Genomic DNA, 9,780 nt, shown 5'->3' on the forward strand with positions numbered 1-9,780 from the left:
GGGGTCGAGGGGCTGATGCGGGGCGCGACGCTCGCGCGGGCCGCCGGGCTGGCCGGGCGAGTGTCGGGGGACAGCACGGTCGCCTATGCCTGGGCTTTCGCGCAGGCGGTTGAGGCGGCGCTCGGGGTTGCGGTGCCGGAGCGGGCGCTGTGGCTGCGGCTGGTCATGGCCGAACTCGAGCGGCTGGCGAACCATCTCGGCGACATCGGGGCGATCTGCAACGACGCCGGCTTCGCAATGATGCTGGCGCAATGCGGGGCGCTGCGCGAGCGGGTGCTGCGGGCGAGCATGGCGGCCTTCGGGCATCGGATGATGCGCGACCGGGTGGTGCCGGGCGGGGTCGCGGCCGATCTCGACGCCGGCGGCGTGGCGGCGATCCGCGGAGTGCTCGGGGAGATCGGGCGGCGGTTCCCGGGGCTGGTCAGGCTCTATGACGAGACGGCGTCGCTGCAGGACCGCACGGTCGGTGCCGGCCGGGTGGCGCCGGCGCTGGCCGCGCGCTTCGCGGCCGGGGGCTATGTCGGGCGGGCGGCGGGGCGGGACTTCGACGCGCGGCGCGATCTCGTCTATCCGCCGTACGACCGGGTCGAGCTGGCGGTGCCGGTGCTGGGCGAGGGGGACGTCGATGCGCGGGTCCGCGTCCGCATCGGCGAGGTGGAGGCGAGCCTCGGGCTGGTCGCCGCGGCGCTCGATCGGCTGCCGGAGGGGCCGCTGCGGGCGGAGGTGCCGGTGGCCACGGAGGGCACGGAGGGGCTGGCGGTGGTCGAGGGGTTCCGGGGGGACATCCTGGTCTGGCTCAGGATCGGGGGGGACGGGCTGGTCGAGCGGTGCCACCTGCGCGATCCGTCGTGGTTCCAGTGGCCGCTGCTCGAGGCGGTGGTCGAGGGGAACATCATCGCCGACTTCCCGCTCTGCAACAAATCCTTCAACTGCGCCTATTCCGGGCACGATCTCTAGGGGGAGCCATGCGCCGCTACCTGCTGCAGGGACTGCTGCATCGGCCGCTGACCGACCCGGCGCCCGAGGTCGAGCCGGTTTCGCCGGAGCTCGCCGCGGCGCTCGGGCGGGCGGCCTGGCGGCGGCTGGGGCGGAGCCTCGCGATCCGCATGGTGGACGCGGGGTCGTGCAACGGCTGCGAGCTCGAGATCAACGCGCTCAGCAATCCCTTCTACGATATCGAGCGGTTCGGGCTGCACTTCGTCGCCTCGCCGCGGCATGCCGACGTGCTGATGGCGACGGGGCCGGTGACGAAGAACATGCGCGAGGCGCTGGAGCGGACTTGGGCGGCGATGCCGCGTCCGAAGTGGGTGGTATCGGTCGGCGAATGCGCGCGGGGTGGGGGCTGCTTCGCGGGCAGCTATGCCGTCGTCGGCGGGGTCGATGCGGTGCTGCCGGTCGACCTGCACGTGCCGGGGTGCCCGCCGGAACCGACGGCGATCCTGCGCGGGCTCCTGACGCTGGTCGAGGCGGCAGCGGGCGGGTCCGGCTGAACGGCCGAGGCTATTGCCACCCGCCGCCGGAGTCGTCCCCGCCACCACCGCCGGAGCTGTTACCACCGGAGCTGCCGCTACCACCAGAGCTTCCACCACCGCCGGAACTACCATCACCGCCGGAGCTGCCACCGTCGCCGGAGCTACCACCGCCGGAACTACCACCGCCCCCCGAGCTGCCGCCGCCGGAGCTGCTACTGCCGCCGGAGCTGCTACTGCCGGAACTGCCGCCGCCACCGGAGCTGCCGCCGCCGCCCGAGCTGCCACCGCCGCGGCTGCCGCCGTCGGTTCCTCCGGCGTAGAGAGCGCGGGGGCGGCAGGCGCCGGAGGCGTGAGGCCGGGGCGGGGTCGGCCGGCCGGGCGGTGGCGGTGGGCGCGGCGGGCTGGACCACGGGGGCGGTCGAATAGGTGGCTCCGACCGGGACCACGCATGCGGTCAGGAGGGCCAGGGAGCAGGCGCCGGCGGAAATACGCAGCATGGAGATCGGCAACGACATCGCAAATTCCTCCGATAAAAAGAGAGGTGTACTGAAAAGGCGGTGGGCGCCCGCCTGAAGGATATCATGGAAGGCACGCTTTCGCATCCGGCCGGACCGGAAAGGCGGGGCGTTCAATAGAGGTCGACCCGGCAGGGCTCGTCCTGCCAGTAGGCACGGGCGAGGGTGAGGAGGCGGTCGGTCGGGGTGCCCTGCGGCGGCGCGAGGCCGGCGGCGGCGAGGGCGCGCTGCATCTCGGCGACGCTGGCCGGGCCGAAGGCGCCGTCGACCGTGACCTCGCCGCCGAGGGCGTTCACCAGCATCTGCGCGGCGCCGTCGATCGCCTCGGTGTCGAGGGTCGCGAGGAGGCTCTGCGCCTCGGCGGCGGAGTCCCTGCCGCTCAGCACCGCGGCCTTGGCCGCCCGGATCGCGGCGTCGCGCGGGAGATAGCCGACGGGGGCGCGGTTGGCGATGATCCAGGCGGCGTGGGCGCCGCTCCAGCTGTCGCAGCGGGCGAGGCCCTGGTCGTACCAGGCGATGGCGTTGGCGTCGCGGCCGGGCTCGCCGAGGGCGCCGCTGTTCCAGAGGCGGCCGAGCGTCCCGGGCGCGGCCGGGTGGCCGCCGGCGGCGGCCTTCTCGAACCAGTCGACCGCCTCGGACATGTCGACGGGTTGGCCGGCGAGGCCGTCGCGGTAGACGAGGCCGAGGTTGTAGTAGCCGTAGATGTCGCCGCGGCCGGCGGACTGGCGGATGTAGGTGAGGCCGCGGGGCGGGTCGGCGTCGGGCGAGTCGGGGTTCATGTAGTAGGCGCCGAGCTCGTTCATCGAGAAGGTGTGGCCGAGCTCGACCGCCTGCTGCAGCAGGCGGAAGCCGCGGCGGCGGGTCTCCTCGTCGGGGCCGTGGCGCAGGAGCTCGCGGCCGAGCGAGTGCATCGCATAGGGGTCGCCGGCCTCGATGCCCTGCTGGAAGAGGGCGAGCGCCTCGGGGGGCGCGGGGGCGTCGTCGCCGAGGCCGCGGGAGCGGGCGTCGGCGTTGGCGGCGAGGAGGCCGAGGGCGACGAAGGCGCGGGTATGGCCGAGGTCGCGGGCGCGCTCGAAGGAGGCCTTGGCGGCGTCGAAGTCGCGCATGGCGAGCTGGGCGCGGCCGAGCTGGTAGTGGAAGCGGCCGACGTCGGGGGCGCGGGCCACCGCCTCGCGGCAGGCGGGCAGCGCGGTCGCGGGGTCAATCTCGTTGGGGTAGCGGCCTGGGCCGACGCCCTCGGGGTCGAGGTGGTCGGCGGCCGCGCGGTCGCAGGGGTCGATCTCGAGGGTGAGCGCGACGGCCCGGGTGCCGCCGACGGCGGCGAGGGTGAAGCCGTCGGTTTCGGGCGGGTCGGCCTGCGGGGGCGCGGGGGCGTAGGCGAGGGTGGCGAGGGCGCCGGCGGTCAGTCCGGCCTGGTGCGCGGCGTCGACCCGGAGGCCGTCGTTGAGCGCGATGAGGAGGCGGCCGTGCTTGGGTGACGCGGCGATCTCGACCGGGGTTTCGGGCGGCAGGTCGAGGGCGGCGACGAGGGTCGGGCCGAGGAGGATCTCCTGGTCGAGGCGCGCGGTCAGGGCGATCGGCGCGTCGGGCGCGGGTCGGGCCGGCGGGTCGAGGGTCACGCCGTCCGGCGCCGCCTGGCTGATCCACGACCGGCGGGCTTCGCCGTCCGTGGTGCCGGGCGCGGGTTGGCCGAAGGAGACGGACTGCACCAGGGTCGAGCTCTCCCAGGGGACCTGGAGGCCGTCGGTGCGGGTGTAGACCTGGCGGCGCACCGCCTCGAGGAGGGTGCCGATCGGTTCGTCGGGGGTGGCGCGCGCGCCCTCGATCAGGGCGGCGGTGAAGGGGCTGTTCGGGCCGGTGCCGTCGTAGGCGTTGGCGCCCGGCGAGGTGGAGAAGGCGAGGAGCGAGTTGACGGGCGCGGTGAGGACGGTGAAGCCGTCGCGGGGCTCGGTCGGGGTGCGGGTGATGTCGGCGAGGACGGTGACGCCGGCGAAGGGGTTGGAGCGGCAGCTGTCGAGGATGACGACCTGGGTGCGGGCGCGGGCGCCGATGACGTTGACGATGGTGGTCACGGACACCGCCTCGAAGGGCAGGTCGTAGGCGTCGCGGAAGGCGGCGTCGGTCGGGATCAGGTAGTTGGCGCCGCCGATCTGCACCCCGTGGCCGGCGTAGTAGAAAACGACCTCGCTGTCCTTGTCGATCTCGAGCAGGATGCGCTGGAGCATCTGCTCGAAGCCGGCCTTGTCGAGGTCGATGTGCCTCGAGACGACGTAGCCCTGCTCGGCGAGGAAATCGGCGACGAGTTCGGCGTCGGCGCGGGCGTTGCCGAGGTCGGGGGCCGTGCTGTAGTTGCCGTTGCCGACGACGATCGCGAAGCGCTTCGGGGCGGCCTCGCCGAGGCTGCCGGGGACCGGAGCGGCGGAGGCGGCCCCGGGCAGGGCGGCGAGGGCGAGGACGGCAGCGAGGAGGAGGACCCCGGCCCGGGCTCCCGCTGCGGCGCGCATCGGCATGGCTCGCTCCCGGTCCCCGAGGGGACTCCCCACCACGGCGGCGCCACTATAGCACGTTCGCGGGCCGGCGCGCGACGGGGAGCGTCGCCGGCCCGCGCGGGGTCAGCGGGGGCCGAGCTCGGCCATGGCCTCGATCTCGACCAGGGCCTCGTTCTCGATCAGGCCGGCGACGACGACCATGGTCATCACCGGGAAGTGGCGGCCCATGACGCGGCGGTAGGCTTCGCCGACCTCGCGCTGGCGGGCGACGTAGGCCTTCTTGTCGGTGATGTACCAGGTGAGGCGGGTGATGTGGCTGGGCTCGCCGCCGGCGGCGCGCACGATGGCGACGATGTTGGCGAGCGCCTGCTCCATCTGGCCGACGAAGTCGTGGCTCTCGAAGACCTGCTCGGCGTTCCAGCCGATCTGGCCGCCGATGTAGAGGCGCCCGTCCGCGAGCATGCCGTTGGCGTAGCCCTTGGGCGCCTTCCATCCGTCGGGCTGGATCGTCTCGATCATCGGGCGTCTCCTTCCATTTCCTTGCCGATGGCGTCCCTGAGCGCGTCGGGCCAGGGGCGGGGGCGTCCGTCCGCCTTGGCGTACCAGACGAGGGTGGTGGTGAAGCTGACCCGCGCCTCGCCGGCGCAGGCGGCCTCGACCGAGAGGGTGAGGCTCGATCCGCCGAGCCGGACCGGAGTCAGGGTGAAGTCGAGCCGGTCGCCGAGGCGCGAAGGGCGGAGGTAGCGGGTCTCCTGGGCGATGGTGGGGACGCCCATGCCCATCGAGCCGTGGATCTCGGCGAAGCTCGCGCCGAGGCGGGTCTCGAACCACTCCTCGATCGTCGCGTTCAGCATCTCGTAGTAGCGGGGATAGAAGACGATCTCCGCCGGGTCGCAGTGCTGGAAGCGCACGATGTGGGTGGTGGTGAAGGCCATTCGTCAGACTCCGAGGTAGCGGTCGGTGAGCTCGGGAGTAAGGTCCGCGGGCGTGCCGGTCCAGACGGTGCGGCCGCGCTCGATGAGGAAGCAGCGGTCGGCGACGCGGGAGAGCTCCTTCAGGGTCTTGTCGATGACGAGGATGGCGAGCTGGCCCTTCAGCGCGTGGATGGCGGCCCAGATCTCCTGGCGGACGACGGGGGCGAGGCCTTCGGTCGCCTCGTCGAGGACCAGGAGGCGGGGGTTGGTCATCAGCGCCCGGCCGATGGCGAGCATCTGCTGCTCGCCGCCGGAGAGGGTGCGGGCGGACTGGGCGCGGCGCTCGGCGAGGCGCGGGAAGAGTTCTTCGACGCGGGATTGGGTCCAGCTGCCGGGGCGGGCGGCGGCGGCGAGGTTTTCCTCCACCGTCAGGGGGGCGAAGCAGCGGCGGCCCTCGGGGACGAGGCCGATGCCGAGGCGGGCGACGCGGTGGACGGCGAGGCCGCGGGTCGGGTGGCCGGCGAAGGTGATCGCGCCCTCACGCGGGCGGAGAAGGGCCGAGATGGTGCGGACGGTCGTGGTCTTGCCCATGCCGTTGCGGCCCATCAGGGCGACGACCTCGCCCTCGGCGATGTCGAGGTCGATGCCGAAGAGGGCCTGGGAGGCGCCGTAGAAGGCGGTGACGCCTTTGAGCTCGAGGAGCGTCGTCATGCGGCTTCGTCTCCGAGGTAGGCGGTGCGGACTTCCGGGTTGGCGCGGATCTCGGCGACGGTGCCGGTGGCGATGACCTGGCCGTAGACGAGGACCGAGATGCGGTCGGCGAGGGCGAAGACGGCCTCCATGTCGTGCTCGACGAGGAGGATGGGGGCGGTTGCGCGGAGCTTGTCGAGGAAGGCGGTCATCCGCTTCGAGCCGTCGGGGGAGAGGCCGGCCATCGGCTCGTCCATCAGGAAGACCTTGGGCTTCATGGCAAGGGCGATGGCGAACTCGAGCTGGCGACGCTCGCCGTGGCTGAGATCGCCGGCGCGGACGGTGGCGCGCTCGCCGAGGCCGGCGTCGTAGAGGAAGGCCATGGCGGCGTCGGTGAGGCCGAGGTCGCGGTTGACGGGGCGGAAGAAGCGGAAGACCCGGCCCTCGCGCGCCTCGACCGCGAGCATGACGTTCTTGAGCGCCGAGAGCTCGGGGGCGACCTGGGAGACCTGGAAGGTGCGGGCGAGGCCGATGCGGGCGCGGTCGGCGGCGTCGAGGTGGTCGATCGACTGGCCCTCGAAGGCGATGGTGCCGGTGTCCTGGCGGATCTCGCCGACGATCTGCTTGATCAGCGTCGACTTGCCGGCGCCGTTCGGGCCGATGAGGGCGTGGATCTCGCCGGGGTAGAGGTCGAGGGTGACGCCGTTGGTGGCCTTGAGGGCGCCGAAGGATTTCTCGAGGCCGATGATCTTCAGGATCGGATCAGGCATGGGAGCGCCTCCCGGTGACGAGGCCGATGACGCCGCCGCGGGCGAAGAGGACGACGAGGAGCAGGATGATGCCGAGCGGGAGCTGCCAGTATTCGGTGAGGCGGCCGAGCTCGGATTCGAGCAGGACGTAGAGGGCGGCGCCGATCAGCGGGCCGCAGGGACGGCCGACGCCGCCGAGGATGACGAAGACGATGAGCTCGCCCGAGAGGTGCCAGGAGAGCATGGTCGGCGAGACGAAGCGGTTGAGGTCGGCGTAGAGCGCGCCGGCGAGGCCGACGGCCATGGCGGAGAGGACGAAGGCGGTCAGGCGGACGTTGAACGGGCGGACGCCCATCGAGGTGAGGCGGAGCGGGTTCTGCCGCGCCATGGCGAGGGCGAGGCCGAAGCGGGAGCGGGTCGCCATGAGGACGAGGCCGAGGACGAGGAGGAGCAGGGCGTAGGAGATCAGGAAGAAGGTCCACGGGCTCATGGTGTCGAGCGTGCCGAGGGTGTTGCGGACGTAGATCGAGAGGCCGTCCTCGCCGCCGTAGGCCGGCCAGGAGATGGCGAAATAGTAGACCATCTGGGCGAAGGCGAGGGTGATCATGATGAAGTGGACGCCGCCGGTGCGCAGCGAGAGGGCGCCGATCGGGAGGGCGACGAGGCCGGCGGCGATGACGGCGGTGAGCCAGATGATCGGCATCGAGGTGGTGCCGGGGAGCTCGACGGGCCAGGTCATCAGGGGCTCGTAGTTCTGCGCGGCGGAGGCGAGGATGCCGGCGGCGTAGCCGCCGATGCCGAAGAAGGCGGCGTGGCCGAAGGAGACGAGGCCGCCGTAGCCGAGGGCGAGGTTGAGGCCGATGCCGGCGAGGCCGAGGATGGTGGCCTTGGTCGCGAGGGTGACGAGGTAGGGCTGGCCCGAGAGCGAGGCGGCGAGCGCGACGAGGAAGAGGGCGGCGAGGACGACGAGGTTGAGGATGGTTTCGCGGGACATCAGGCGGCTCCCATGAGGCCGGTCGGGCGCCAGACGAGGATGACGGCCATCAGGATGTAGATGAGCATCGAGGCGAGGGCTGAGCCGATGGTGGTGGCGGAAGCCTGGTCCATGACGCTGGCGAGGGCGATGGGCAGCAGGAAGCGGCCGAGGGTGTCGGTGATGCCGACGAGGATGGCGCCGACGAGCGCGCCCTTGATCGAGCCGATGCCGCCGATCACGACGACGACGAAGGCCATGATGAGGACGGGCTCGCCCATGCCGACCTGGACCGACTGGATCGGGCCGATGAGCGCCCCGGCGAGGCCGGCGAGGGCGGCGCCGAGGGCGAAGACGATGGTGTAGAGCCGGGCGATGTCGATGCCGAGGGCGGCGATCATCTCGCGGTCGGCCTCGCCGGCGCGGATCTGCACGCCGAGGCGGGTGCGGTTGATGAGGAGGTAGAGGCCGAGGGCGACGGCGATGCCGACGATGATGATGGCGAGGCGGTAGAGGGGGTAGGAGAGGGTGCCGAGGTGGACGGTGCCGGAAAGTGCTTTCGGAACATCGAGATAGAGCGGGAAGGAACCGAAGAGCCAGCGGGTGCCTTCGGAGAAGACGAGGATGAGGGCGAAGGTCGCGAGGACCTGGTCGAGGTGGTCCCGGCTGTAGAGGCGGCGGAGGACGACGATCTCGACGAGGGCGCCGGCAGCCGCGGCGGCGGCGAGGGCGGCGGCGAGGGCGAGGAGGAAGTTGCCGGTCGCCGCGGCGGCGGTGGCGGCGGCGAAGGCGCCGACCATGTAGAGCGAGCCGTGGGCGAGGTTGATGAGGCCCATGACGCCGAAGACCAGCGTGAGGCCGGCGGCCATGAGGAAGAGCATGGTGCCGAACTGGAGGCCGTTCAGCACCTGCTCGATGAGGAGAGTGGCGGTCATGGACGGTTTCCGGGCAAAAGGGGTGCAAGGGGCGGGAAAGACAGGATTTTCAGCGTATGGAATCCGTATGGAATCCATATGGGTGTTTTCGGGCTGGCGGGGCCGTCGCCGGCCCCGCGGCGGGCTCACGGCAGCGGGCACTCGCCCGCGAAGGCGTCGACGTGATCCTCGAAGGCGGTGCCGACGACGCGGTTGGTGATGACGCCGGCGTCGTTCCTGAAGACCTCGCGGGCGTAGAAGTTCTGGATCGGGTGCTGGTTGTTGCCGAACCTGAAGTTGCCGCGCACCGAGGGGAAGTCGGCCGCCTTCAGCGCCGCGTGGTAGGCGTCGTGGTCGGCGATGTCGGCCGCGGCGCTCGCCGAGAGGATGAGCTGGGCGGTGTCGTAGCCCTGGCTGGCGTAGACCGAGGGCAGCCGGCCGTATTCGGCCTCGAAGGCGGCGACGAAGGCCTTGTTGGCCTCGTTGTCGAGGTCGGGCGACCACTGGGCGGTGTTGTGGGCGCCGATCGCCGCCTCGCCGACCGCGCCGAGCACGTCCTGGTCGAAGGAGAAGCCCGGGCCGATCATCGGCAGGCCGGTGTCGGAGCCGGCGAACTGCTTGATGAAGGAGATGCCCATGCCGCCCGGCAGGAAGAAGAAGACGCTGTCGGCGCCGGAGGCCTTCACCTGGGCGATCTCGGCAGCGAAGTCGGTCTGGCCGAGCTTGGTGTAGAGCTCGCCCGCGAGCTCGCCCTTGTAGAAGCGCTTGAAGCCGTTGAGGCTGTCCTTGCCGGCCGGGTAGTTGGGGGCGAGGATGAAGGTCTTCTTGTAGCCGAGCGTGTTGGCGTACTCGCCGGCGGCCTCGTGCTGGTTGTCGTTCTGGTAGGCGACGTTGAAGTAGTTGGCGTCGCACCCCTGGCCGGCGAGCTGCGAGGGGCCGGCGTTGGCCGAGAGGTAGAACTTGCCCTGCTTGACCGCGGCCGGGACGACGGCGAGGGCGATGTTCGAGAAGATGATGCCGGTCAGGATGTCGACCTGGTCGGACTGGATCATCTTGTCGGCGAT

Annotated in this window: 9 protein-coding genes and 1 pseudogene; 2 read left to right on the forward strand and 8 right to left on the reverse strand. The window is 71.9% G+C overall.

All coding sequences use genetic code 11. From position 1 onward, the window contains the following. Positions 1-957, forward strand: a pseudogene (locus tag Q0112_RS09925) (hydrogenase expression protein HypE); the annotation flags it as partial. 8 nt (positions 958-965) lie between these two features. Further along, on the forward strand, positions 966-1,490 hold the full coding sequence (locus Q0112_RS09930) for an NADH-quinone oxidoreductase subunit B family protein (RefSeq protein WP_297974646.1): 525 nt from the start codon (positions 966-968) through the stop codon (positions 1,488-1,490). A gap of 610 nt (positions 1,491-2,100) precedes the next feature. On the opposite strand, the gene Q0112_RS09935 is transcribed toward Q0112_RS09930, so the two are convergent. From Q0112_RS09935 to Q0112_RS09970, 8 genes are all read right to left on the reverse strand, one after another. Beyond that, entirely contained in the window at positions 2,101-4,497 is a 2,397-nt protein-coding gene (locus Q0112_RS09935; protein WP_297974649.1) for a caspase family protein, read from the reverse strand. 102 nt (positions 4,498-4,599) lie between these two features. Then, a complete protein-coding gene (locus tag Q0112_RS09940) occupies positions 4,600-4,995 on the reverse strand; it encodes a RidA family protein (RefSeq protein WP_297974651.1) in 396 nt (131 codons plus the stop codon). Next, on the reverse strand, positions 4,992-5,411 hold the full coding sequence (locus Q0112_RS09945) for a thioesterase family protein (RefSeq protein WP_297974655.1): 420 nt from the start codon (positions 5,409-5,411) through the stop codon (positions 4,992-4,994). The genes Q0112_RS09940 and Q0112_RS09945 overlap by 4 nt, the downstream gene beginning before the upstream one ends. 3 nt (positions 5,412-5,414) lie before the next feature. Continuing rightward, the gene (locus Q0112_RS09950) at positions 5,415-6,101 is read right to left on the reverse strand and encodes an ABC transporter ATP-binding protein (RefSeq protein ID WP_297974658.1); all 687 of its coding nucleotides are present in this window, start codon (positions 6,099-6,101) and stop codon (positions 5,415-5,417) included. Next, complete coding sequence (locus tag Q0112_RS09955) at positions 6,098-6,850, reverse strand: ABC transporter ATP-binding protein (RefSeq protein ID WP_297974661.1); 753 nt, start codon at positions 6,848-6,850, stop codon at positions 6,098-6,100. The genes Q0112_RS09950 and Q0112_RS09955 overlap by 4 nt, the downstream gene beginning before the upstream one ends. After that, positions 6,843-7,823, reverse strand: a complete 981-nt coding sequence (locus Q0112_RS09960; protein ID WP_297974664.1) for a branched-chain amino acid ABC transporter permease — start codon at positions 7,821-7,823, stop codon at positions 6,843-6,845. Before Q0112_RS09960 ends, Q0112_RS09955 begins: the two co-directional genes overlap by 8 nt. After that, positions 7,823-8,737 (reverse strand): branched-chain amino acid ABC transporter permease, encoded by a 915-nt coding sequence (locus Q0112_RS09965; RefSeq protein WP_297974666.1) that lies wholly within the window; start codon positions 8,735-8,737, stop codon positions 7,823-7,825. Before Q0112_RS09965 ends, Q0112_RS09960 begins: the two co-directional genes overlap by 1 nt. Positions 8,738-8,862: 125 nt before the next feature. Continuing rightward, the coding region (locus tag Q0112_RS09970; protein WP_297974668.1) for an ABC transporter substrate-binding protein at positions 8,863-9,780 on the reverse strand (918 nt) is incomplete at its 5' end.

The sequence above is a fragment of the uncultured Amaricoccus sp. genome (assembly GCF_937858865.1).
In the GTDB taxonomy this organism is placed as follows: Bacteria; Pseudomonadota; Alphaproteobacteria; order Rhodobacterales; family Rhodobacteraceae; genus Amaricoccus.